The 25120-nt window shown below is 35.6% G+C and carries 21 protein-coding genes; 9 read left to right on the top strand and 12 right to left on the bottom strand.

The window, feature by feature from the left end:
- Positions 1–210: 210 nt before the first annotated feature.
- Positions 211–636: a thiol-disulfide oxidoreductase DCC family protein gene (locus SBO79_RS12175; protein ID WP_318640668.1), complete on the bottom strand. Its 426-nt coding sequence runs from the start codon at positions 634–636 to the stop codon at positions 211–213.
- A gap of 1 nt (position 637) precedes the next feature.
- Positions 638–2809 (bottom strand): endonuclease MutS2, encoded by a 2172-nt coding sequence (locus tag SBO79_RS12170; RefSeq protein ID WP_318640667.1) that lies wholly within the window; start codon positions 2807–2809, stop codon positions 638–640.
- Positions 2810–2925: 116 nt separating this feature from the next.
- Here SBO79_RS12170 and ung point away from each other — a divergent pair, with 116 nt between their 5' ends.
- On the top strand, positions 2926–3597 hold the full coding sequence (ung, locus tag SBO79_RS12165) for a uracil-DNA glycosylase (protein ID WP_318640666.1): 672 nt from the start codon (positions 2926–2928) through the stop codon (positions 3595–3597).
- On the opposite strand, the gene SBO79_RS12160 is transcribed toward ung, so the two are convergent.
- From SBO79_RS12160 to SBO79_RS12140, 5 genes are all read right to left on the bottom strand, one after another.
- Complete coding sequence (locus SBO79_RS12160) at positions 3598–4530, bottom strand: transglutaminase (RefSeq protein WP_318640665.1); 933 nt, start codon at positions 4528–4530, stop codon at positions 3598–3600. It abuts the gene before it with no gap.
- Between the two features lie 16 nt (positions 4531–4546).
- On the bottom strand, positions 4547–5398 hold the full coding sequence (locus SBO79_RS12155) for a substrate-binding domain-containing protein (RefSeq protein WP_318640664.1): 852 nt from the start codon (positions 5396–5398) through the stop codon (positions 4547–4549).
- Positions 5399–5403: 5 nt separating this feature from the next.
- Positions 5404–6282, bottom strand: coding sequence for a nucleoside phosphorylase (locus SBO79_RS12150; protein ID WP_318640663.1), 879 nt, complete (start codon positions 6280–6282; stop codon positions 5404–5406).
- 33 nt (positions 6283–6315) lie between these two features.
- A complete protein-coding gene (locus SBO79_RS12145) occupies positions 6316–6648 on the bottom strand; it encodes a translation initiation factor (protein ID WP_318640662.1) in 333 nt (110 codons plus the stop codon).
- 70 nt (positions 6649–6718) lie between these two features.
- Positions 6719–7669, bottom strand: a complete 951-nt coding sequence (locus SBO79_RS12140) for an isopenicillin N synthase family dioxygenase (protein WP_318640661.1) — start codon at positions 7667–7669, stop codon at positions 6719–6721.
- A gap of 183 nt (positions 7670–7852) precedes the next feature.
- Here SBO79_RS12140 and SBO79_RS12135 point away from each other — a divergent pair, with 183 nt between their 5' ends.
- Both SBO79_RS12135 and SBO79_RS12130 read left to right on the top strand, forming a co-directional pair.
- The gene (locus SBO79_RS12135; protein WP_318640660.1) at positions 7853–9829 is read left to right on the top strand and encodes an alpha-ketoacid dehydrogenase subunit alpha/beta; all 1977 of its coding nucleotides are present in this window, start codon (positions 7853–7855) and stop codon (positions 9827–9829) included.
- A gap of 463 nt (positions 9830–10292) precedes the next feature.
- Positions 10293–11759 (top strand): glycoside hydrolase family 130 protein, encoded by a 1467-nt coding sequence (locus tag SBO79_RS12130; RefSeq protein ID WP_318640659.1) that lies wholly within the window; start codon positions 10293–10295, stop codon positions 11757–11759.
- Between the two features lie 18 nt (positions 11760–11777).
- On the opposite strand, the gene SBO79_RS12125 is transcribed toward SBO79_RS12130, so the two are convergent.
- From SBO79_RS12125 to SBO79_RS12105, 5 genes are all read right to left on the bottom strand, one after another.
- Entirely contained in the window at positions 11778–14198 is a 2421-nt protein-coding gene (locus SBO79_RS12125) for a PAS domain-containing sensor histidine kinase (protein WP_318640658.1), read from the bottom strand.
- 129 nt (positions 14199–14327) lie between these two features.
- Positions 14328–14543: a hypothetical protein gene (locus tag SBO79_RS12120; protein ID WP_318640657.1), complete on the bottom strand. Its 216-nt coding sequence runs from the start codon at positions 14541–14543 to the stop codon at positions 14328–14330.
- Between the two features lie 736 nt (positions 14544–15279).
- A complete protein-coding gene (gene msrB, locus SBO79_RS12115; protein WP_318640656.1) occupies positions 15280–15672 on the bottom strand; it encodes a peptide-methionine (R)-S-oxide reductase MsrB in 393 nt (130 codons plus the stop codon).
- 40 nt (positions 15673–15712) lie between these two features.
- Positions 15713–16195 (bottom strand): peptide-methionine (R)-S-oxide reductase MsrB, encoded by a 483-nt coding sequence (gene msrB / locus SBO79_RS12110; RefSeq protein WP_318640655.1) that lies wholly within the window; start codon positions 16193–16195, stop codon positions 15713–15715.
- 150 nt (positions 16196–16345) lie between these two features.
- On the bottom strand, positions 16346–17224 hold the full coding sequence (locus SBO79_RS12105; RefSeq protein WP_318640654.1) for an alpha/beta fold hydrolase: 879 nt from the start codon (positions 17222–17224) through the stop codon (positions 16346–16348).
- Positions 17225–17396: 172 nt separating this feature from the next.
- Here SBO79_RS12105 and SBO79_RS12100 point away from each other — a divergent pair, with 172 nt between their 5' ends.
- From SBO79_RS12100 to cmk, 6 genes are all read left to right on the top strand, one after another.
- Positions 17397–18221, top strand: a complete 825-nt coding sequence (locus SBO79_RS12100; RefSeq protein WP_318640653.1) for a M48 family metallopeptidase — start codon at positions 17397–17399, stop codon at positions 18219–18221.
- Positions 18222–18283: 62 nt separating this feature from the next.
- The gene (locus SBO79_RS12095) at positions 18284–19615 is read left to right on the top strand and encodes an MFS transporter (RefSeq protein ID WP_318640652.1); all 1332 of its coding nucleotides are present in this window, start codon (positions 18284–18286) and stop codon (positions 19613–19615) included.
- A 37-nt stretch (positions 19616–19652) separates the two neighbouring features.
- Positions 19653–20600, top strand: a complete 948-nt coding sequence (locus SBO79_RS12090; protein WP_318640651.1) for a DUF6252 domain-containing protein — start codon at positions 19653–19655, stop codon at positions 20598–20600.
- A 213-nt stretch (positions 20601–20813) separates the two neighbouring features.
- On the top strand, positions 20814–23267 hold the full coding sequence (lon, locus tag SBO79_RS12085; RefSeq protein ID WP_318640650.1) for an endopeptidase La: 2454 nt from the start codon (positions 20814–20816) through the stop codon (positions 23265–23267).
- Between the two features lie 140 nt (positions 23268–23407).
- Positions 23408–24430, top strand: coding sequence for a type IX secretion system protein PorQ (porQ, locus tag SBO79_RS12080; protein WP_318640649.1), 1023 nt, complete (start codon positions 23408–23410; stop codon positions 24428–24430).
- Positions 24431–24433: 3 nt separating this feature from the next.
- Positions 24434–25120 (top strand): (d)CMP kinase, encoded by a 687-nt coding sequence (gene cmk / locus SBO79_RS12075; RefSeq protein ID WP_318640648.1) that lies wholly within the window; start codon positions 24434–24436, stop codon positions 25118–25120.

Raw genomic sequence — 25120 nt, 5'->3', positions numbered from 1 at the left:
TTTTTTTTGGAGCTAATCCTGCTTTTTGTTCCAAGCTTTTTGGTCATAAGCCATTTTTGTAAGCAAAAAAAAGAGCTTCCTTTGGTCGCTTTTTTTATGCAACAAAAATTGGCTTCTGCCTGCAAAAGGCTTTCCACTTCAGTCAGGGCTAAAAACGACTCCGCCTCTTTAGAGGATTTTCTGGTAAATTGAAACTAAGCTTTCAAAAAACTAATCAAGAAACTTTGACTGCAATTCGGCTGTGGGTATCATACAAGCATCCTGCTTTCCAAACCATTTGTAGCGGTTTTTAGCTATGAAGTCGTAACCAAAATTTAGAATGGAATCTGGCAATATATTTAGAACATAGCCAAGAATAGAATAGATTCCACCCAAGCTTTTTGCGATTTCAAGTGCTGCGTTTGCTTTATAGAAGTAAGCAACTCCAGGCTCGTACAACACAATGCTGTCAATGTTATTACCGTATAGTCCAATCTTTTTCAAAATCGAAATTCCCGTTTCAGACTGTAAGGACACAAATCTAAAGTCATCTTTTTTATCACGTTCAATTACGTAATTTACCATCCTATTGCAAAGATTGCAAACGCCATCAAATAGAATGATTTTTTTTACTACTGTAACTTCTTCGATTTCCATTTTATTTTTTTACTGCTTCTACAAGCTCTAGTTGATCAAGATTTACCTTGGACATAAAGATACCATAATTTACCATTGCTTTCTTTTTCTCAATAGAATCAATGCTTCCCACTGCCTTTCCGTCAAGCATACGAACACGATCACCAACTTTCAAAACGTGATTTGTCTTAATTGGAGTTTGTGCAGCCTTAATTTTCTTCTCTTTCTTCTCTTCTCTTATTTCATCAACCTTAACGGCAACTTCTTTTATAATCTCTTTCTTTATAGCTTCCTTTTTCTTGACTTCTTTTGGAGCAACCACTTTCCTCTTAGAATTTTCTATTTCGACAAGTTTCAAAAACTCGCCAATCAAATCTTTCTTACTTTTATTATTGAAATACTTCTCAGCAATATCTTCAATTTTCTGTCCTATATATATTGTCTTCTGATTGGCGTCGTAGAGCTCTTGATAACTTTCGAGTTTCTGTTTAATCTTTGCATTCGTAGTTTCCATCTTAGCACCTTCTTCGCGAGCTTTCGTTTCAACCTCTTTCAAGTTTTGAGACGTTTTTTCGAGTTTTGAACGTTCCTTCTGCAACGTTGCAATCGTTTTGTCAAATCGAACTTTCCCACCCTCGATTTTCTTTTTTGCGCGATTTATCAACCCAAACGGAATTCCGTTTTTCTGCGCGACTTCAAAGGTAAACGAGCTACCTGCTTGACCTAGAATCAATTTATACATTGGCTCTAACGTTTTTTCGTCAAAAAGCATATTGGCATTAATTGCATGTGGCAATTCATTGGCAAGCATCTTTAAATTCGAATAATGTGTGGTAATAATTCCGAAAGCTTCTCGGTGGTAAAACTCTTCTAAGAAAATTTCGGCAAGAGCTCCACCTAATTCAGGATCAGATCCCGTTCCAAATTCATCAATCAGAAATAAGGTTTTGTTATTACACTTTTTCAAGAAATAATTCATATTCTTTAGTCGGTAGCTGTAAGTACTTAAATGATTTTCTATCGATTGATTATCACCAATATCGGTTAGAATTCTATCAAATAAAAATGTTTCACTTCGTTCGTGAACAGGAATCAACATTCCACTTTGCAACATCAATTGAAGCAAACCAACAGTCTTCAGCGAAATTGTTTTTCCTCCAGCATTTGGACCTGATATTACAATAATGCGTTTTTCATCACTGAAATTGATACTTTGAGGATAAGTTATTTCCTTTTTCTCCTTATTGGTTAAATATAAAATAGGATGGTAGGCATCTCGAAAATTTACAATCCTGTTCTCCGTAATTTCGGGTAAAATTCCGTTTATCTTTCGAGCATATTTCGCCTTTGCGGCCAGCACATCAATATCGCTCAAATATTCTTGATACTGCTTTATGAGCGGGACGTGAGGCCGAATAATCGCTGATAATTTTTTCAAAATCCTCTTGACTTCTTCTCCTTCCTCATATTCTAGATTGGCAAGCTCTCGCGAATATTTTAGAGTTGCTTCAGGTTCAATGTAGGCAATACTTCCTGTTTTGGAACTTCCTAAAATAGAACCTTTCACTTTGCGTCGGTACATTGACAGCACTGCCAAAACACGACGATTCTGAACAAAACTTTCTTTGATATCGTCAAGATATCCAAGTGAGTTATATTGAGTGAGCGCGCTTCCAAAACTTTGGTTCACTTTTCCGCGAACGCTATTCATCTCACGACGAAGCTCTACCAACTGCGGCGAAGCATTGTCTTTTATTTCGCCATATTTATCGACAACTTTCGCAATTTCAGAAATAAGCTCAGTAGTGAGCGGCACATTATCTGAAAACTTTTTGAGCTCTGGATAATAGTCGTAAAACTTTTTGAAAAATTGCAATAGTACATTTACAGTTTCAGAAAGGTTTGAAATCTTTTTAAATGAGGGAGTATCTAAATAACTATCCTCAATAGCTAGAAATTTTAGCTCTGCAGACAGTTGCTCAAAACCGTGATTTGGTATTGCATTATTATTTATAAATGAGGATGCGTACTCTGATGTCATCAATAGGGAAGACATTAAAGCTTCTTTACCGTGATATGGTTTTATCAATAATGCTTTTTCAGCTCCTAATTCGGTGTTACACAATTCTGAAACAGTATTTAAAACCGTCGGAAATTGTAAATCTTGTAATGTTTTTTCGGTAATACTAACCATTATATTTTTTAAGTTCCTTTATTTCTAGAATGCAAAGTTACAAAGTAATTATCGACCTTTTTCTTGTGATATTATTAAATTAAATTTGACGAAATTTGTTCTCAAAAATTATCAAAATGCAACTAAATCTTTCTGGAGAATGGCGTGAATTTCTAAAAGATGAAATCTCTCAAAACTATTTTCAAAATTTAATGAAAGCAGTTTCCGAAGAATACCAAAAAGCAGAATGTTATCCTCCAAAAGCGCAAATTTTTAATGCATTTAATTATTGCTTGCCAAAAGATGTAAAAGTGGTTATAATTGGACAAGATCCTTACCACGGAGCAGGTGAGGCGCACGGACTATGCTTTTCGGTTAATGATAATGTGAAAATTCCACCGTCATTGCGGAATATTTACAAAGAACTGCTTGTAGATATGGATTCGGTATTTTTTCCAACATCAGGAAATTTAGAACATTGGGCCAAACAAGGAGTGTTGTTGTTGAATGCAACTTTGAGTGTTCAAAAAGATCAAGCAAATAGCCACAAACATTTGGAATGGCAGAAGTTTACCGATTCGGTAATCAAGATAATTTCAGAAGAAAAAGAAAATGTAGTTTTTTTACTTTGGGGTGGCTTTGCACAGAAAAAAGCAAAATTTATAAATGAACAAAAACATCTGATTTTAAAGTCTGGACATCCTTCGCCATTAAGTGCCAATCAAGGAAAGTGGTTTGGCAATAAGCACTTTTCTAAAACCAATGAATATTTAGAGCAAACAAGGCAATCTCCGATAAGGTGGCTATAATTACTGAAGTGTCAAAGCTCCAAGTATTTCTTCGGACATAAATGGTCCTCCCGGATATTTGGCGGTATAATCAAGGTTTAGCCAAATTTGACCTCGCTCATCGATGTGGTAATGAATTTCCTTATTCTTACTTTGCTTTACAAATAACTCTTTTTTAATTAAGTAGTTGATTGCTTCAAGATCGGATTTATTTCCAATCAAAATTTCAGGATAGATATGACCCTTAGTATGGATTAATCGCGGAGTTCCACCAATTGCACGTATACAGGCAGCCATAAAAATCGCATGATCATCGCAATCACCCGATAGTGAAAAGACAGTTTCGCTCGCTTTGGCTATATATTCGCGACCTTTAGGATCATTTACGTAATTCCATTGACTATTAATTTCTTCAAAAACGGCGAAACACTGAATAATTTGACGGTATTCTCTAAAACCTTGCACATTGCGAAACCTCTTGGTTGTTGCCATAATAGCAAAATTTCGGACATTGGGATTTTCGAAATTTATTGCATTTATAACTTTCGATTTATTTGGAAATGGCAATAATTTTGAAATAATTAGATCCTGTGGGTACGGATCATCGGCCATAGAGTACATCATCGAACGATAATCCTCAAATACAGCTCCGAAACCATAATTTCCAAAAACACTTCCGTAAATGAGAAAAATAAGGTAAAAAAAGATACAGATAATAATAATAGAGCGCATTAATTGCAATAACAACTGAATAATCGCAATAATTCCGATAAAAATTAAAACCCTATCAAAATGAAATGGCCATTCTGGATCTATTAAATTTTGGTGTACGATAATGAACAGCGGAATAGCAATCAAAACATTCAAAACAAAAATAATGATTGTATCCCACGGTTTTTTAACCCGTAGTCGCTCTTTCACCGTTTTTATAGAAGTAATTGTATTATTTACCATTAGTGTAAATCCCTAGCTATAAAGCTTTGACGATTTCTGCAAAAGTACCTTTTTTTGTTATAATTCCGAGTTCTAATAACTCATTTTGAACTTTGTTTAACGACGACTCATCCATAGAAGATTGTGACCAAGTTGTTAGGTCCATCCATTCAAGTATATCATTTTCATTTTGATTAAAAGTGTCCGAAAGAATTGTGGAAATATTTTCCTCCTTTTTAAAGTTTTTAGTAAAATTATTAATGACGTTCAAGACTGTGCGGATTGCCTCAGTATCATTTTCGAGAACTTCATCTCGAACCGCAATTACAAAACTCGGCCAAGGTGTTGGACAAACGCCAACCCGTCTAAATATTCCTTGATCTACAAGCGGTTTTGTCATAAATTGCTCCCACATAAAGTAATCGGCAGATTTATTTTGCAGCGCTGTAACTGCTCCTTCAATGGTATTAACGATCTCAAACTGCATTCGATCATTATCCCAACCCATTTGATGTGCGTGAACTCTGGCCATCAATTCTGATCCTGATCCAAATCTGCTTATGGCAACTATTTTATCTTTTAGAGATTCTGGAGTTTCAAAAGGAGAATTATGATCAACATGAATTCCCCAGATAAGTGGCGATTCAACGTAAATTTGAACAATTTTAGAGTGATTTCCAGCTAGAATATCTTTAATTATTCCTTCGGTAAGAATTATGGCCATATCAGTTTGTCCATCTCGTAACATCTGATTTAGACGTCCTGTTCCTTCGGGAATTGCGGTCCATTCTAAATTAATTCCTTTATCAGAAAATTTATTGTCGGCAATAGCTTTAGTCCAAGGAAAATTAAAATGTTCAGGTACTCCAGCGATCTTTATTTTTTTCATAGTTTCTAGTGGTTATATAAACTAACAAGTTTCTCGAGAGTATATTGTATCAAGGAGTCAATCGCTTTGTAGGGATCTTCGCTAAAAGTGCCGTTAGCGCGATTTGCAACGATCGCATTCATAGATAGTGCGTCGTGGCCTAATAGTGATGATAATCCATAAATAGCTGCGGTTTCCATTTCAAGATTCGTCAATTTTTGTTTTTTAAATTCAAAACTAGAGAGAGTATCATTCAGCTTGTCATCCTCTAATTGTAATCTAAGAACTCGACCTTGTGGACCGTAGAATCCTCCAGATGTTGCGGTAATTCCTTTGTGAATATCTTCTGAATCAAAATGTTTTTTTAACATCTCTGAACATTCAATAACATAAGGTCGTCCCTTATCGAGATTCCACTGAGTATGTTTTATAAATGCATCTTCCATTTTCATATTGCACACATCTTCCATTTTATAAGAACGCAACATATTGTCCATTCCTAAACCAGCCGTCGAAATGACAATTGAATCTACAGGAATATTTTTTTGCAAAGAACCTGAGGTTCCAACTCTAATAATGTGGAGTTTGGTTAATTCTTTTTTTGGTTTTCTTGTTTCAAAATCAATATTGTGCAGGGCATCCAATTCGTTCATTACGATATCAATGTTGTCAGGGCCGATTCCAGTAGAAATAACTGTAAGCTCTTTTCCTTTGTAAGTGCCCGTCTGAGTTTTAAATTCTCTTTTTTGAGTTCGGAAAGTGACGGTATCAAAATATTGAGTGATTTTCTCGACTCTATCCTGATCACCCACAAAAATAATGTCTTGTGCAATGTTTTCCGGTCGAGCATTTAGATGGTAAACACTACCGTCTGGATTTAAAATTAATTCTGAAGCTTTAATCATTGTTCTATTTTTTATTTAGCGAAAGCAAAATTATTATCCGCCAACACGTTTTACTTTAAATCCCTTTTCTTTTAAAATGGTCATTATCTGATCGCGATAATCTCCTTGTATTATGATGGTGTCGTCTTTGAAAGTACCGCCAACGCTCAATTTTGTCTTTATCTCTTTGGCTAGTTTTTTAAAATCTGAGTCCGCTCCGGTATACCCTTCGATAATAGTTGTTGGCTTGCCTTTTCGTTTTTCGAATTTACAAACCATCGGCTCATCTTGCAACCATAATTCTGATGAACTAGTATCTTCTGCAATTGGCTCGTCAGTCTCTTCGTGTTCTGGAAAGAGATTTTTAAGCTGATCTTTTAAATCCATTTATGTAGTATTTAAATCAGAAAAGCAGTAAGTAAAACTCAATATCTTTCTGAAGTTACAGTTTTTAAATTTATTTTTTAATTAAGCCCAATTCAACAAGACGTTCGTGAAGAAAATCTCCAGCGGTGATATCTTCAAATTTCTTAGGGTTTTCGGCGTCTATACAATTATCAAGGCAATCCAACTTCATTTCACTTATCGGATGCATAAAAAATGGAATCGAATATCTGGATGTTCCCCAGAGTTCTTTTGGAGGATTGACAACTTGGTGAATGGTAGATTTTAGTTTGTTATTGGTATGCCTAGAAAGCATATCGCCTACATTTATCACTAATTCGTCAGGCTTTGCAATGGCATCAATCCATTCTCCTTCATGATTTTGCACTTGCAATCCTTTACCTTGCGCACCCATTAAGAGCGTAATCAAATTGATGTCGCCGTGAGCAGCTGCTCTGATGGCATCTTTAGGTTCTTCTGTGATAGGTGGATAATGAATTGGTCGCAAAATCGAATTTCCTTCGTGCGCATATTTATCAAAATAAAATTCATCTAAACCTAAATGTAAAGCGAGAGCCCTTAAGACATAAACTCCAGTTTTCTCTAACATTTGATATGCTTCTTTACCAACTATGTTAAATCTTGGTAATTCTTCTACTTCAACATTTTCAGGATATTGACCTTTATATTTTGAATCGTCATTTACATATTGACCAAAATGCCAGAATTCTTTCAAATCACCTTCCTTTCGGCCTTTTGCGTGTTCTTTGCCAAAAGACACATAGCCACGCTGACCGCCAATACCGGGAATTTCATATTTCTCCTTAGCTGCTTTTGGCATCGAAAAGAATTTTTTAATTTCACTATACAATTCTTCGACAAGTGGTTCGTCAAGAAAGTGCCCTTTAAGAGCTACAAAACCAATATCTTCAAATGCTTTTCCGATTTCATTTACAAATTTTTGTTTACGTTTCGGGTCGTCCGAAAGGAAATCACGTAGATCAACGCTAGGAATTTGTTGCATAATATTTAAATTGATGTCAGTACCAATATGGTGTTTTGACCTTGTTACTACAAATATAATTAATAAAAGGACAACAGATTTGCTATTTATTTAATTATTGATTTTTCTGAAATTGGTAGAATGTCTCATCTAAATTTTAATTACTTTTGGACTGTTTTAAACCAACTAAATTTTAGGCAAATAATGAATTTTGAAAGAGGTAATCTTAGCAATGATCAGTTATTAGATTTGTACAAAAAAATAATTAAACCGCGTCTGATTGAAGAAAAGATGTTAAAATTAATTAGACAAGGTAAAGTATCAAAATGGTTTTCTGGAATTGGCCAAGAAGCTATCGCAGTGGGAGTTACCGCCGCATTGCAAAAAGATGAGTACATCTTACCGATGCACCGAAACTTAGGTGTATTTACGACAAGAGATATACCATTGTACAGACTTTTCTCACAATGGCAAGGAAAAGCAAATGGCTTTACCAAAGGTCGTGATCGTTCATTTCATTTTGGTACACAAGAATATAAAATAGTTGGAATGATTTCGCACCTTGGTCCTCAACTTGGAGTTGCCGACGGAATTGCGCTAGCAGATAAACTTAGCGATAACGGAAAAATTACTGCTGTATTTACAGGAGAAGGTGCTACAAGTGAAGGCGATTTTCACGAGGCACTAAATATAGCTTCTGTATGGGATTTGCCCGTTTTGTTTGTGATCGAAAATAATGGTTACGGACTTTCCACTCCCACAAATGAGCAATATCGTTGTGAGAATCTTGCTGATAAAGGCATAGGTTATGGAATGGAAGCTCATATAATTGACGGGAATAATATTGTGGAAGTTTATAATAAGATTTCGGCTATAGCCAAATCTATGCGTGAAAATCCGCGTCCTGTATTAATTGAGTTTAAAACTTTCAGAATGCGCGGACACGAAGAGGCGAGTGGTACCAAATATGTTCCTCAGGAATTAATGGATATGTGGGCTATTAAAGATCCGGTAGAAAATTTTAGGAAATACCTAGTTTCAGAAAACATTTTAAGCGAAGAAATTGATGCGCAGTGGCGTTCTGAAATTAAAAAAGAAATTGAAGACAATTTGCTTACTGCCAATACCGAAGCTCCAATTGTAGCGTCGATGGAAGCAGAATTGGCAGATGTTTATAAGCCTTTTAATTTTCAAGAAACCAAGCCTTCTGACGAAGTTGAAAATATTCGTTTTATTGATGCAATTACTGCGGCTTTGAGACAATCAATGCAAAAATATGATAAACTTGTAATTATGGGTCAAGACATTGCCGAATATGGTGGTGCCTTTAAAATTACCGAAGGTTTTGTAGAAGAATTTGGTAAGGGAAGAGTTCGCAATACGCCAATTTGCGAAAGTGCGGTGGTGTCTACAGCGATGGGACTTTCGATAAATGGCTATAAAGCAATAATGGAAATGCAGTTTGCTGATTTTGTGTCTTCTGGCTTCAATCCAATCGTAAATTATCTAGCAAAAAATCATTACCGTTGGAATGAAAAGGCTGACGTAGTGGTGAGAATGCCTTGCGGAGGCGGTACTCAAGCAGGACCTTTCCACTCACAAACAAACGAAGCTTGGTTTACCAAAACACCAGGACTTAAGGTAGTGTATCCAGCTTTTCCATATGACGCAAAAGGGTTGCTGAATGCTTCTATCGAGGATCCAAACCCTGTGATGTTTTTTGAACATAAGCAATTATACCGAAGTATTAAGCAAGACGTACCAACCGATTATTATACACTTCCATTAGGAAAAGCGGCGATTTTGCGTGCGGGATCTGATGTTACTGTTGTCTCTTTTGGTGCCGCTGTGCATTGGGCAATTGAAACTTTAGACAAAATAGGTGCTATTTCGGCAGATTTAATTGATCTTAGAACTTTGCAACCCTTGGATACAGAGACGATTTATGTATCGGTTAAAAAAACAGGCAAAGTAATTATTCTGCAAGAAGATAGTATGTTTGGCGGCATTGCCTCTGATTTATCCGCGATGATTATGGAAAATTGTTTTGAGTATTTAGATGCTCCTGTAAAAAGGGTAGCGAGTATCGAAACACCAATTCCATTCACCAAAGCATTGGAAGATCAATATTTGCCTAAGGACAGATTTGAAGAAGAATTAAAAAGCTTATTAGATTACTAAAATATAAACTCCGCAATTAGCGGAGTTTTTTATTAGTAGAGATTTTATTTATTAAAAAAGATGGGAGTGAAGTTAATATTTTGAATGAAAAATTACTTTCAAACTCTTTTTAGGTGTATCTCGTATTTAATAACTAGCTCGTCTCAATGAGGATTCTGCGAGAGTGAATACATCACTAAAATTTTATTTGGCAAAGGAGTTCAGTGAACTTCATTTGAAGTAGAAATCCTTGTTTTGGCTTTACGGAGCACAAGCTGTAAGAAAGATTGGGAGCAGATAGCCCGGCCAAAGCCAAACGATAATTTCAACTTTTACGAAAAGGATCTGGCTTCGGACTTGCATAAAAAATAATTATTATTCCTATAAGACAATTGAGAATGATCCGTTAAAAAATTTTGATGTTGGTATTCAATTTGTATTTTTACTAGTATTGCAAAACTAATTTAGCCTAATTACAGTATTTATGAGATTAATAATTGAAAGAAAAGAGGTTAAAATTTCTCCTGATTCCACCAGAGTAATAGCAAAATTCTTCTTTAATGGTGAGGAGCGAGCGGTACAGCTGATAAAGCAGGTGATGGAACTTTCTAAGGAGGAAATTTTTAAATTAATTTCGCCAATATTACAGGACTTTTCAAAAAGACACCGAAATATTACTCAAAAACTAGAGAAACATTGCAAAAAAGTGGAGCATCAGATAAGGCTTGCCGGCTACGATCCAGAAAAGTTGGATGAGTATAGCAGATTGCTGCTTGGTTCCTATTTTACACATGAATATTCAATTGAATCGGCAGCTTTTTTCAATCCATCAATTGTCGAAGATATCGATCAGAGCAATCTGGAGCGAGGACAATTGCGGGTGATTATTAGCTTTAGAGCAGTAGGTGAAGGGCACGTGTCGTCGGTAGTGTTTAGGCGTGCGCTAATAGATAGGTATAATAATATTACGGTCTTGCCTGCAGGAAAGTATGTGGATGAGGCAGAAAAGATTCGAAATGGGGTTTATCAGAAGAGACTGTTTATACGAAAGGCTCAAGATGAAGGAATTAATAAAGATTTTTTGAAGGCCGTTGACGAGCGGTTGGGTGATGAATTTGATTATCCTCAATTGAAAGCAATAATTATTGAAAAAAAGGCTGAAACTACAGATGCAAGAACTTTAAAACAATATAATTTAATTTTAGCATTGTCCGACAGTTATAGAAATATTACATTTTCGAAGGATACTGATATTAGCGATCGGGTAATATTTCCAATTTCGGACTTGGAGAGCAAAGGAATTGAAGATGCGCGATTTGTGAAATTTACATTGGATAATGGCAGTTGTGTTTACTATGCAACTTACACCGCATTTGATGGACAATATATAATGCCAAAACTTTTAAAAACTTCAGATTTTTACCATTTTAAAACCAGCCCATTGCATGGTAAAGGGGCACAGAATAAGAATTTAGCTCTATTTCCGAGGAAAATTAATGGAAAATATGTCATGCTTTCGCGCGTAGATGGCTACAATAACTATATAATGTATTCTGATAGCATCCATAATTGGGAAAACCCAATTTTGATACAACAACCCAAGTTACCCTTTGAATTTGTACAATTAGGAAATTGCGGTTCGCCAATTGAGACAAAAGACGGATGGCTGATAATGACGCACGCCGTGGGTCCGATGCGTCGTTATAGTATTGGCGCAAGTCTATTAGATTTGCACAATCCGGAGATTGAAATTGGGAGGCTCTCTGAACCCTTAATTATTCCAAATACCGAAGAGCGCGAAGGATATGTGCCAAATGTGGTTTATTCTTGTGGCAGTATAATTCACAACGGTGAGTTGATAATTCCTTACGGACTATCTGATTATAGCTCAAGTTTTGCCACGGTAAATTTAGAACTATTATTCGACAGACTTAAAAACGGAGAGCAGTAGTGCCTACTGCTCTTGTTTTTATAACTCTAATGGTAATAATATTGTAAAGGTTGCGCCTTCTCCAGGAACAGAACTAGCAGCTATTAATCCATGATGTTTATCCACAATTTTCTTACAGATGGCCAAGCCTATTCCAGTTCCATCATATGTTCCTTTCGCGTGTAGTCTTTGAAATACTTCGAAAATTTTGGAAGCATATTCTTGACTAAAGCCGATTCCATTATCTTGCAACGTTATTTCAACATATTTCTGATTCGTGTATAGGTTTGGGATATTTATTTCACTACCGCTAAGAATTTTACTAGAAATTTTAATTTGAGGAGGCACACCATCCCGCGCAAATTTAATTGAGTTTGAAATAAGATTTACAAATAATTGGCTGAGTTGGAACGAAACTCCACTAACTATTGGCATCGACTCCACGGTAATATTTCCATTTTTGTCCTCTAAAGTTTCAATAAAATCTCCTTCAATTTCTTCCAATAATTCTTGAAGATTTACTTTTTCAAAATCTTTGTCCACGGCACTAGTGCGAGAATAAGTCAGCAAATCTGTAATAAGGTTTTTCATTCTAGCAGCTGCACTTTCTACTCGTAAGAAATATGATTTGCCTCGGTCGCTTAAATTCTCGTAATCTGAATCTAAAATTATATTGATAAAGGTCTGAATTTTTCGCAGAGGTTCTTGTAAATCGTGGCTTGATATATATGCAAACGATTCTAAATCTTGATTAGAACTTTGTAATTCAATATTTAATATACTAAGATCCTTTGTTCTTGCATCTACAAGATCTTCTAATGTTTCTTGAAATTTAATTTGGTCATGTATATCAGTACTTGTACCTACCCATTGCAATATAGTACCTTGATCATCGCGTTGAGCTACTGCTCGCGATAATTGCCATCTATAATCTCCATTTGATTTTCTGAAGCGATGTTCAAATATAAAATCTTTACCGGTATTAATTGATTGAAGCCACAATTTAATATTCTCATCCCTGTCATCTGGATGAACGATGCTAAGCCAACCATTGGTAAGTAAATCTTCCTCAGTCTTGCCAGAAAACTCATAGATTGCCTCGTTAAAATAGTCGAGCTGACCTTTTGGAGTTGCTGTCCAAATAAATTGCTGCATTACCGATGCAATAGATTTAAATCTGTCCTCGCTAACCTTAAGCGCCTGTTCAGATCTAACTCTATCAGTTACATCATAAGCTGAAATCAATATTCCATCAACTTTTTTATTTTCATCTAATAAAGGCGCATATTCGTAATCAAAAATATATTCCTTTCTTCCATCGGACGAATCTACATATGCCAAAGCATTATTTTCACTATGTGCGATACCGGTAGAATAGACTTGCAGAAGTCGTTGAGGAAAAACTTGACTCTCTAGTTCGGGAAAAAGTTCTAGAAACGGTCTACCTTGTACTTCCTCAAGAGTCCTTCTCCAGAAAAAATCCAACATTCTTTTATTAGCTAATTCAACCTTAAATTCAGGTCCTCTTAATATTGTTTTTGCAACAGGAGATCTATCTATGATTTGACGAAATTTGAGTTCACTTTCTTCTAATGCTCTGCGTGAAGATGCAATTTCTGTAACTTCTGTACAAATAACCACAACCCCTGAAATACTGTTGTCTAATTCTCGAAGAGGTTCGCAAACGAGATCAAAATAAGCATTTTTAAATTGACCGTATCTTTCAAGTTTTACTAAAACTTCGTTTGCGATATACACTTCTCCCGTATCATAAACGTTTTTGATGGCATTAAAAATTAATTGGGAATCAATATCTATTAACGTATCAGAAACTTTTTTGCCAATAATACTGATATCTTTATCAATAATCTCTAAATACTTTTCATTAGCGAATTGGAAGACTAAATCTTCACCGGTTGCGATACATATACCCAAGGGAAGTTGCGCAAGATATGAGGGTAATTTCTGTTTAAAGCTCTCAGCTGCTGCCTTACTGATAGTTCCTTGTATGCTGTCAGAAAAATCTAAATTATCGTCCTGTTGATGAATTAAATCTGAATTATTGTGATCTTTATAACTATGGTTGTCAAGTGAATCCTTCTGTACAATTTCATTAAACTTAAATTGAATTAATTCATTATGCAACAAAAAATTATCTATCCAAACAGCAAGTATCGCTTTAGTATTTGAAGCTTCTAAATCATCACCTCTTTCTAAATTTTCAACTAAAGAATTTGATAATTCGATAATTTTATTTTTCGCATTAAATAATTTTTGAAATTCATGACTATCCGAAATGGTCGTGTTATCTAAAACAGAAATTAATTTTTCAATTTTTTCTGAAATGGAGGCTAATTGTTGTTTAGAGAAGTTATTATTTTGACTTAAAGATTTTAAATCGGTGATAACTTCGCTTATAATCGAACTTGTCTTGTTTGAAGTGGAATTAATCGTGTACATATTTTAACGGGTAAATCTAAAATTGGGCAAAGCAGCATTTATTAATTTGGTAGGAAATTGAAAAAATAATTAAGGGAAATTTAGAACGTGCATAGTAGTACCTTGACGATCTAAATTTCCCTAAAATTTCTATTTCTTATTTTCTTCTTCATCCGCGAGATTATCTGCTTTGTCTCTAAAGTCCATATCTACTTTAGGTTTTCCACCTTTGAATAATTCATCATTAGTCTGCTCTTCGTTATAATCAGAGTATTGATGTTTCTGAGTATCACTTCTAGGATTGTCACCTGCTCGGTGGTTTGCTGAGCGATTTCCCTTAGATTGATTGCTGTTTTGATTGTTCATAATAGTAGTATTTTATTTTTTTTAAAATTAGCACAATCATGGGGAAGGTCACTTACCTATTGTTGTAGAAAGTTTATAGAATTTCCATGTAAAGAAAGGATCTACTATAAGTTGCAGTAGCAAATGAACCATTTAGAGATTCCATATTAAATGACTATGAACCAGCAAATGTTTTACTTTGAAATTCGAAAAATTCATACGTTTTCAATCGATTGTCTTGCTATTGGCTAATTGTAGCGTCAAAGTAGTAATCAGCAACGCAAGGAAGTTTGCGAAGCAAAATATGTTAATAATTTTTAATGTATGTAACAATCCAACAAGATAAAAACAGTGTACTTTACATCAAGTCACTTTAATATCTCTATTTTTATTGCAATGCTGTAAAGTTAAATCTTTCAGTGTTGAGAAAGCTTATAAAAAAAATGACTGCTTAAAAAGCAGTCATTGTATTTTAGAACATTCCTAATAGCCAATAAATTATAATAAATACTATTATAGTACCGATGCAACCACCGCCTAATTTTTTAGCTCCCCACCCGGCCAATATTGTTTTGAAAAATCCGTTCATAATATAGTTGTTTTTGGTTTCGGTAAAGATGGAAAATCCGACGATTCATTTTCTTACATAATTTGCATGGAAGCTTACAAAATTAATTTATCTACTGTCTTCGTCTACTTTTTCATTAATGGTCATTAGCCTAGTTTTGAGGACATTAATTTATGGATTCATTGCAAATTAACGTTCTTTAAAATCTACAGATAAAGAGTTGATGCAGTAACGCTGCTTAGTATCGGTGGGTCCATCGTCAAAAACATGTCCTAAATGACTTCCACAATTGGAGCAAACAACTTCAGTTCTCAACATACCGTAAGTGGTATCCTTGATGTATTCGATTGTGCCTGGCAAAGCATTGTCAAAAGAGGGCCATCCGCAACTGGAATTAAATTTAGAATCATCAGCGAAAAGTGCTTGCCCGCATGCGGCACAGCAATATTGTCCCTGATCAAAATGAAGATTGTATTTTCCAGAATGAGGTGCTTCCGTACCTTTCTGCCGTAGAACTCTATATTTTTCTGGACCTAATTCGGCAAGCCATTCCTGTTCTGTTTTCTCTATATTATATTTCATTCGATATTAATTTGAAAATTATTAATTATAAAATTATGCCCTACTTATTCTCAGGTATAAATTTCATTGCTACTGAATTCATGCAATACCGTTTTCCGGTAGTTTCCATGGGACCATCATCGAAGACGTGTCCTAAATGTCCGCCGCATTTTGAACACAGAACTTCAGTTCGTTCCATCATAAAACTATTGTCATCCTTATAAATCACTGAACCTTTGATAGCCTGATCAAATGAAGGCCAGCCGCAATCAGATCTAAATTTTGTATCGGAATTAAAGATTAAATTGTTGCAGGCTGCGCAAACATATCTCCCCTTTTCGAAGGTGTTGACATATTCGCCAGCGTGGGCTCTTTCTGTCCCTTTCTTTCGAAGAACTTCATATTCTTCCGCGGTCAATGACTTTTTCCACTCCCCTTCAGATTTGTTTATTTTGTAGTTCTTCGTGGGAGTAGCTTCACTATTTGACTGCCCTTTGCAGGAAAAAAGCACAAATAGAATTGCTATTAAAAATATGTTTTTCATGATGAATTTGTATGAATGTGATGCGATTTATTTATTCAATTGTAAAATTACAGAATGAAATTCGCAACCACTATTATTTTATATTAACCTTAAGTAATGTAAATTTCACTTAAAGAACTTTTATAAAATACAGAATTGAACTAGAATTCCTTATTTTAGGAAATCGACAGCTTTATTAATAACATCTGCACTTCCAAGAATTTTGCGATGTCCTAGACCTTTGGTGATATAAAGGTCACCATTTAGTAAATTTTCATTTATGTTATATGCACAGTCAATCGAAACTTCGGCATCATCCTCGTCATGAATTACTAGAACAGGAATTGAAATCTTTTGAGCAGAAATATAAGAAGAGTATTCGGCCATTGGAGTGTTGGTTCTCTTTTCGAACAACTTTTCCATTATATTGGCAATTTTTCCCTTGAGACCAATGGCAGCGATAAATTCATCTATCACATCTTTCACCACATCAGCACTTCCAATTACCGCCATTTTTGAAACCACTAATCCTCTAGGTACAGAATTTAGCATTGCCATTCCACCCAATGAGTGTCCAACCGCAACCTCAAAGGGTCCGTATTGTTTTTGTATAAATAAAATGGAAGCGATAAAATCTGTTAGTATGGCGGTATTTGCCTTCGCATCGCCATGACCAGGCGCGTCAAAACTAATAACCGAAAAGCCTTGAGCAACAAATGCATCGGCAAATTTGAAAAGCTGAGTGCCTCGACCGGACCAGCCATGAACTAACAATATCTTTTTTTGTGTGTGCGAATCATTACCGTATTCATAAACAACAACTTCTTTCTTAATTTCTGGAATCAGCAGAGGAGTTTTTTTTGCATCCTTATACATCGCAACTTCCCGATTTGGAAGCTTATGTTTGACCGGAGTTGTAAAAATCTTAGACGCAAAAAGAGACGCAAGTTTAGGAGACAAAAACTGTAGCGTTTTAGAGGTTCTCAAAATATTTTTGGGAACTTGTGAAGCGGCTATGTTTTTAATTTCCTGTTTATTCTTACTGCTCATAGTATTCTGAAATTTATATTCAAACAAAGGTCTGCATTAATTTGACATCAAACTCTTAAGATTAAATTAAAGGAACAATTATTGGTTAGGAGAAGATTATAAAACATTTTTCTAAATTCATATAAAATTCCTACCAAAATCAATTGTATTTTTGAAACTTAAAATCAGCCATATGAAAACAAAAATTTTATTACCGTCGATACTTGCATTAGTTATTGCAGTTTCGTGCACGACAAAGAATCCTTTTACAGGAAAAAATAATTTAAATTTTGTTAGCAATGAGCAATTATTCCCGAGCTCATTTCAGCAGTATGATCAATTTCTCACAGAACATAAAGTAGTTAGAGGCTCGAATGATGCGAAAAATGTTGAGAATGTTGGTACAAAAATAAAAAATGCAAGTGAGCGTTATTTGAAATCATTGGGATACGATAATTATCTGGAAGGTTACAAGTGGGAATACAAATTGGTGGAAGATAAAGCTGTAAATGCTTTTTGCATGCCCGGTGGGAAAATCGTGGTATATACTGGAATCTTACCAATTACAAAAAATGAATCAGGTCTTGCAACTGTCATGGGGCACGAAGTAGCACATGCCTTAGCAAATCACGGAGCACAGAGAATGAGTGCTTCACAATTGCAGCAATTAGGAGCAGTAGGAGTAGGTCTTGCAACAGGTGGTAAGAGCGAGGAACAACAGCAAATGTGGCAACAATATTATGGTTTAGGTTCGCAAGTTGGAGTGATGCTACCTTTTGGGCGAAGTCATGAATCTGAAGCTGATATGATAGGATTGACATTAATGGCAATTGCAGGTTATAATCCAGATAATGCAGTAGCTTTCTGGGAAAGAATGTCTGCGAATTCTGGCGGAAATGCACCACCTGAATTTTTAAGTACGCACCCTAGCGATGCAACTAGAATTGCAAAAATTAAAGCTTTAATTCCCGAAGCGAAAGCGACTGCAAAGAAATTTGGTGTTGTCTTCAATAATTAGAAAAAAATACTACCTTCGAAGCTGCTCAAAATGAGCAGCTTTTTTTTTCTAATTATTTATCGATGCAAAACTTACCTAAAGGAAGTAAAAAGTTAATCAACGCGTGGGCTTTTTATGATTGGGCAAATTCAGTTTATACACTTGTTATTGCTTCATCGATCTTTCCTATATATTACGGTGCGCTATTTAAATTAAAGGGTACCTTATATATAGAAGCTTTCGGGTCAAATTTTAAGAGTACTGCCTTAATTAGCTTTGTTACTGCTGCAGCATTTTTAGTTGTTGCAATTCTTTCGCCCTTACTATCTGGTATTGCCGATTATGCAGGTAATAAGAAATTATTCCTGAAATTTTTCTGCTATCTAGGAGCATCGTCTTGTATAGGTCTTTATTGGTTTAGCCTCGAAAATATTTATATTGGCCTTTTATTTTACTTTTTAGCGCTTATTGGATTTTGGGGGAGTTTAGTCTTTTATAATTCTTACCTGCCCGATATTGCGTTTCCAGATCAGCAAGATGCGGCTTCCGCCAAAGGTTATTCAATTGGATACCTTGGAAGTGTCGTGCTACTTTTAATAAATCTTGCTATGGTAATGACGGCTGAGTCAAACGAAGCAGCACTTTCTGCAATGAAACTTTCTTTTATAATGGTGGGTGTTTGGTGGATAGTTTTTAGCCAATACACGTTTTATTACTTGCCTAAGGGTCAGAGAAAGGTAGGCTACATTGCAAACAAATCGCTGATTTTTGGCGGATTTAAAGAGCTAAAAAAAGTTTGGATATCGCTGAGCACTAATCCGATACTTAAAAAATATTTAAGTAGTTTTTTTATTTACAGTATGGCGGTACAAACGGTAATGTTGGTAGCTACCTATTTTGGAGAGCAAGAAATTTCGTGGAAAGATGATTCGCAAAAAACATCTGGTTTGATTATTAGCATTTTGGTCATTCAATTGGTGGCCGTTGTAGGAGCGCAGATCACTTCATTATTGTCATCTAAAATTGGAAACATTAGAACATTAATTCTTATAAATAGTATTTGGGTTGCCATCTGCTTAGGAGCATACTTTGTTACAACTCCTTTTCATTTTTACCTTACGGCAGGATTTGTAGGTCTAGTGATGGGAGGAATTCAGTCATTATCTAGGTCAACTTATTCAAAATTGTTACCGGAAACACAAGATACTGCGTCGTATTTCAGTTTTTATGATGTAGCAGAAAAAATCGGAATTGTAATAGGAATGTGCATTTATGGAGTAATTGACCAAATCACTGGTAGTCCGCGTCTTGCGATACTATTTTTAGCCTTATTTTTTATAGTGGGGGTCATTATGTTGAACCATTTACGAATATATTCGAAAAAAAATGCAATCTCGTTTTATTCGCCAAACTAAATTAATTATATTTGAAAAATTTAACTTTAATCTAACAATGAAAAAACTAAACCTACTTTATTCAATTTATATATTGTTTGCTGTTTTCACTTTAAACTCATGCTCGGATGTTGAGCCATTAGGTGCAGGGGTAATTGGCGATGGCGGTACCACTGGTCCAGTAGATCCTGTCACTAATGGAAATTTTAAAGTTGATTTTGATGGACAGACTTTCGTAGGTTTTTCTAATCAAGCAATGGCTCACAGCACTGGTTTTACTATTTCTTCAGTAAATTCACTAGGGAATGCTGTTCAAATAACAACAATTGGTTACACAGTTGGAACTTATCAATTTGGACCATCAGCCTTAGGACAGTATTCGATGTTAGGTAGCACTACCGCATTTTTCCATATTAATCCTGCTGATCCTTTCGCTCCAAATGGTGAGTTAATTCTTGCCGAAATAGATACTATTGCAAAAACTGTTTCTGGAACATTTCATTTTACTGGCTATGAAAGCGATTTTGTATCTGATGAAGCATTAAGTACTAAAGAATTTACTAACGGAATCTTTACTGCTATACCGTATACTGGAGATATTCCTGTTGATAATGGAGGTGGACCTGGAGTTGTTTTCGAAAATTTCTTTGCAAAAATTAATGGTGAAAATTTCTTAGCGGTGGATGATTTTGTACTATATGGTCCAACTTCAATTAATAATGTGTCATTTGATTCGTATAAAGCAGTCAATGACGAAGGAGATGAAATTACAATCAATATAAAGGCGAATACTCCCGTTGGAACTTATAATATTACGGCTGGTGGTGCTGAGGATAAGGTTCAAATCAAATTAAAAAAAGGGGTGAACGTGAACAAAGCAACTGCAGGTCAAGTTAAAATTACGGTTAAAACTGCTACCAACATTAAAGCAACATTCTCGGGCGTGGTAAATATCGCCGGTGTAACTTATACAATTACTGCAGGACAGTTTAAAGCTAATCTATAGTAATACGAGTTTTTTCTAAATCTTAATTATTTAAAATGCCCCTTATAGTGTAATTCTGTTCGGGGCATTTTTATGGCATAGTGCTTGTCTACCTACAATTAGGAAGAACGTAATACCCTGTTTATTTACTGACTTTGAGAACTATATAGTCTATAGCTCACTGGAAAGCGAACATTCCTTATACTATTAATGACAAAATGACCTAATAAAAATATGTCTCAACAAAAAATAATTACTCTTGACAATTTGTCACTACAAGAAATAGATTCAGAAGCTGATTTAATTCCACTTCTTACCCCAGAGGATGAAGCCCAAATGAATAGCGAAGCGCTACCTGAAACTCTTCCGATTTTGCCCTTGCGAAATACGGTACTTTTTCCAGGTGTAGTTATTCCTATATCAGCTGGTCGCGATAAATCGATTAAACTTATTAATGACGCCAATGAAGGATCAAAGATTATTGGAGTAGTTGCTCAGAGAAATGAAGATGACGAGGATCCGGCTGCTGCTGATATTCACATGGTCGGGACAGTAGCTAAAATTCTAAGAGTTTTAAAAATGCCTGACGGAAACATCACGGTTATTCTACAAGGAAAGAAGCGTTTTGAGATTGATTCTATCGTCACAGAACAGCCGTATATGATAGGAACCGTAAAAGAGGTAGAGGAAACTCGCCCAAAGGATGATGACTCAGAATTTAGTGCCATTGTCGAGTCGGTGAAGGAACTTGCTATAGAAATTATCAAGGAAAGTCCAAATATTCCAACCGAAGCAACTTTCGCTATTCGAAATATTGAAAGCAAATCATTTCTAATAAACTTTGTGTCGTCAAATATGAATTTGACTGTAGAAGAGAAGCAGAATCTTTTGGCGATTAATAGTCTAAAAGACCGCGCTCTTGAAACACTACGGTTTATGAATGTCGAACTTCAAAAACTAGAATTGAAGAATGACATCCAGTCAAAAGTACGATTCGATTTAGATCAACAGCAGCGAGAATATTTTCTTCATCAACAAATGAAAACCATTCAAGAAGAGCTTGGAGGAGTTTCTCATGACGAAGAGATTGAGGAAATGCGTCGCAAGGCCAAACTTAAGAAGTGGAATGAAACAACTCAGAAGAGTTTTGATAAAGAGTTATCAAAATTACAACGAATGAATCCGCAAGCTCCTGATTTTGGCACACAACGCAATTACCTTGAACTTCTTTTAGACCTTCCTTGGGGGACATATTCTAAAGATAATTTTGACCTAAAGCGTGCGCAAAAAATATTAGATCGAGATCATTTTGGCCTTGAAGAAGTAAAAAAGAGAATGATTGAACATCTTGCTGTTTTAAAACTTCGCAATGATATGAAATCGCCAATTATATGCCTTACAGGACCTCCAGGAGTCGGAAAAACCTCAATCGGAAAATCAATCGCTGAAGCGTTAGGTAGAGAGTATGTTCGAATTTCATTAGGAGGATTGAGAGATGAAGCAGAAATTAGAGGTCATAGAAAAACGTATATCGGTGCAATGCCAGGTCGAATTATTCAAAGTCTAAAGAAAGCTGGAACGGCAAATCCTGTTTTTGTTTTAGATGAAATTGACAAACTAGCATCGGGTAATCAGGGAGATCCTTCTTCGGCTTTGTTAGAAGTTTTGGATCCCGAGCAAAATAACGAATTTTACGACAACTTCTTAGAAATGGGTTTTGACTTGTCTAAAGTAATGTTTATTGCGACTTCAAATAGTATTAACGCTGTGCAGCCTGCTCTTCGTGATCGTATGGAAATAATTACCATGACTGGATATACCATCGAAGAAAAGGTTGAGATTGCGCGCAAGCACCTTTTCCCTAAACAATTAAAAGAGCACGGTTTAGATTCAAAACAATTAAGCATATCTAAAAAAGAATTAGAGAAAATTGTTGTTGGATATACAAGAGAATCTGGAGTTAGAGGATTGGAATCAAAAATTGCTCAAGTAATTCGAAATTCTGCCAAATCCATTGCGATGGACGAGCCGTATAACGAAAAGATTTCTGACGAAGATATAAATCAAGCACTGGGGGCACCAAAAATGACTCGGGATAAGTATGAAAACAATCAAGTGGCAGGAGTGGTAACAGGATTAGCGTGGACTTCTGTAGGAGGTGATATTTTATTTATAGAATCATTATTGTCCAAAGGGAAAGGAACCATGACCATGACCGGAAATCTTGGTACAGTGATGAAAGAATCAGCGACAATTGCTTTAGAATATATTAAAGCCAACGCCGAAATGTTTGAAATTAGCTCAGAAGTAGTATCCAATTACAACGTACATATTCACGTGCCGGAGGGCGCAACACCCAAAGATGGTCCAAGTGCGGGTATCGCGATGTTAACATCATTAGTATCATTGTATACGCAAACCAAAGTAAAAAAACATCTCGCAATGACTGGCGAAATTACCTTAAGAGGTAAAGTACTGCCTGTAGGCGGAATAAAAGAAAAAATTCTGGCCGCAAAACGCGCTAATATTAAGGAGATTATACTTTGTAAAGAAAATCAACGCGATATTGATGAGATTAACCCAAAATATCTTGAGGGACTTACATTTCACTATGTTTCTGAAATGAAAGAAGTTATAAATTATGCATTAACTGATGAGAAAGTAAAACACGCAAAAATACTCTCTTAAATCTATAAGCAGCACATATAGAAACCGGTAACAATGTTGCCGGTTTTTTTTTGCGTTCGCAGTGAAAATTGTTTTAAATTGCGACATAAAAATATTGCCCTATTATTTGCGTTATGCATAATAGAAGTTGAATTTTAAAGATGTATAAACTGTTTTTTTCTTGTTTCTTGATTTTGTTTTTTTCTGCTTCTTACGCGCAGATTGGAGGAAAGCACGTATACGAATTTCTCAATCTAGTTACCTCTCCACGACAAGCAGCTTTAGGTGGTAAAACCATTACCATATACGATAATGATGTCAATCAGGCGCATTATAATCCAGCCACTATTAATGCGGATATGGACAATCATCTAGCTCTAAATTATGGAAGCTATTTTGGTGAAGTTTCTTACGGAACTGCATCCTATGCCTACACCTATGACCGACGCGTGCAAACTTTCCAAGCCGGGGTCAATTATGTCAATTATGGTACCTTCGATGGCCGTGACGAAAATGGAATAGCCACCAGTGAATTCACAGGTTCAGAAATTGCGCTATCTTTTGGATATGCGTACAATGTCCCTTATTCTGAATTGTATTTGGGCGCTTCCGCGAAATTAATTGCGTCTACTTTAGAAAGTTATAATTCTTACGGAGGAGCTATCGATTTGGGTGCACTTTATATCGATCAAGATAATGACATTAACTATGGTTTGGTTATTCGCAATATCGGAACTCAGTTTACAACCTACTCCGGAACACAAGAAAAATTACCACTCGAAATTATGGCTGGAATTTCTCAGGAACTTGAGAATGTACCAATAAGATGGCATCTTACATTAGAAAATTTACAACAGTGGAATATAGCTTTTAGCAATCCCGCAAGAGCCGAAGGTACGATTGATGGTGGTGCTGTAGAAGAGAAGGTATCATTTTTTAATAACGCGCTTCGTCACGTCATTGTAGGCGCTGAGCTTTTTCCAACCAAAGGCTTTAACTTAAGAGTTGGATACAATTTTAGGCGTGCCGAAGAACTTAAATTATTAGAGCAAAGAAATTTTTCAGGTATTTCGGTTGGGTTTGGATTAAAATTTAATAAGATAAAATTCGACTATTCGTATTCAAGGTATACTTTAGCAGCGAATACAAGTTTATTTGGCCTTACTATTAACTTTCAAGAATAAGTTTTGACAAAAAAAATTATTATAGCAATTGACGGCTTTTCGTCTACTGGAAAGAGCACTTTGGCCAAACAATTGGCAAATCATCTTGGATATATTTACGTCGATACTGGGGCTATGTACCGTGCAGTAGCATATTTTGCCATGCAGCATGGATACATTTCCAAAGATTTCTTCGATAAAGATCTTCTGATTCAATCTTTAAATTCAATCAAACTGCAATTTAAGTACAATCAAAATTTGGCTTTCGCCGAAATGTTTCTGAATGACGAAAACGTCGAGCAGCAAATAAGGACTATAGAGGTTTCAAGTTTTGTGAGTCGAGTTGCCGAAATTTCTGAAGTTAGAGCAATGCTTGTGCAGCAACAACAAGAGATGGGCACAGAAAGCGGAATTGTGATGGACGGCCGAGATATTGGAACGGTAGTTTTTCCAGAAGCCGAACTAAAGATATTTATGACTGCTTCTGCATCTACACGTGCGCAGCGCAGATATGAAGAATTAGTTTCTAAAAATCCAGATATAACTTTTGATGAGGTTTTGCAAAATGTGGAGGAAAGAGATTATATAGATACTCATAGAGATGATTCACCATTAGTAAAAGCGGATGATGCGGTCGAAATTGATAATTCATATCTAACTATTTCTGAACAATTTGAAATTGTTCTAGAACTTGTGAGTGAAATTATATAA

This window comes from Flavobacterium ardleyense, assembly GCF_033547075.1.
Classification (GTDB): Bacteria; Bacteroidota; Bacteroidia; order Flavobacteriales; family Flavobacteriaceae; genus Flavobacterium; species Flavobacterium ardleyense_A.
Note: the sequence above shows the minus strand (reverse complement) of the source record. Positions and strands in the feature narration are given on the sequence as shown.

Bases quoted from the DNA above. Each gene is read 5' to 3' on its own strand.
- SBO79_RS12130 (WP_318640659.1), top strand. From the start codon at position 10,293: ATGAGATTAATAATTGAAAGAAAAGAGGTTAAAATTTCTCCTGATTCC.
- msrB (WP_318640655.1), bottom strand. From the start codon at position 16,195: ATGAAAAACATATTTTTAATAGCAATTCTATTTGTGCTTTTTTCCTGC.
- msrB (WP_318640656.1), bottom strand. From the start codon at position 15,672: ATGAAATATAATATAGAGAAAACAGAACAGGAATGGCTTGCCGAATTA.
- SBO79_RS12145 (WP_318640662.1), bottom strand. From the start codon at position 6,648: ATGGATTTAAAAGATCAGCTTAAAAATCTCTTTCCAGAACACGAAGAG.
- SBO79_RS12125 (WP_318640658.1), bottom strand. From the start codon at position 14,198: ATGTACACGATTAATTCCACTTCAAACAAGACAAGTTCGATTATAAGC.
- SBO79_RS12160 (WP_318640665.1), bottom strand. From the start codon at position 4,530: ATGGTAAATAATACAATTACTTCTATAAAAACGGTGAAAGAGCGACTA.
- SBO79_RS12105 (WP_318640654.1), bottom strand. From the start codon at position 17,224: ATGAGCAGTAAGAATAAACAGGAAATTAAAAACATAGCCGCTTCACAA.
- SBO79_RS12135 (WP_318640660.1), top strand. From the start codon at position 7,853: ATGAATTTTGAAAGAGGTAATCTTAGCAATGATCAGTTATTAGATTTG.
- SBO79_RS12150 (WP_318640663.1), bottom strand. From the start codon at position 6,282: ATGATTAAAGCTTCAGAATTAATTTTAAATCCAGACGGTAGTGTTTAC.
- SBO79_RS12140 (WP_318640661.1), bottom strand. From the start codon at position 7,669: ATGCAACAAATTCCTAGCGTTGATCTACGTGATTTCCTTTCGGACGAC.
- lon (WP_318640650.1), top strand. From the start codon at position 20,814: ATGTCTCAACAAAAAATAATTACTCTTGACAATTTGTCACTACAAGAA.
- SBO79_RS12170 (WP_318640667.1), bottom strand. From the start codon at position 2,809: ATGGTTAGTATTACCGAAAAAACATTACAAGATTTACAATTTCCGACG.
- porQ (WP_318640649.1), top strand. From the start codon at position 23,408: ATGTATAAACTGTTTTTTTCTTGTTTCTTGATTTTGTTTTTTTCTGCT.
- SBO79_RS12100 (WP_318640653.1), top strand. From the start codon at position 17,397: ATGAAAACAAAAATTTTATTACCGTCGATACTTGCATTAGTTATTGCA.
- SBO79_RS12120 (WP_318640657.1), bottom strand. From the start codon at position 14,543: ATGAACAATCAAAACAGCAATCAATCTAAGGGAAATCGCTCAGCAAAC.
- ung (WP_318640666.1), top strand. From the start codon at position 2,926: ATGCAACTAAATCTTTCTGGAGAATGGCGTGAATTTCTAAAAGATGAA.
- SBO79_RS12175 (WP_318640668.1), bottom strand. From the start codon at position 636: ATGGAAATCGAAGAAGTTACAGTAGTAAAAAAAATCATTCTATTTGAT.
- SBO79_RS12090 (WP_318640651.1), top strand. From the start codon at position 19,653: ATGAAAAAACTAAACCTACTTTATTCAATTTATATATTGTTTGCTGTT.
- SBO79_RS12095 (WP_318640652.1), top strand. From the start codon at position 18,284: ATGCAAAACTTACCTAAAGGAAGTAAAAAGTTAATCAACGCGTGGGCT.
- SBO79_RS12155 (WP_318640664.1), bottom strand. From the start codon at position 5,398: ATGAAAAAAATAAAGATCGCTGGAGTACCTGAACATTTTAATTTTCCT.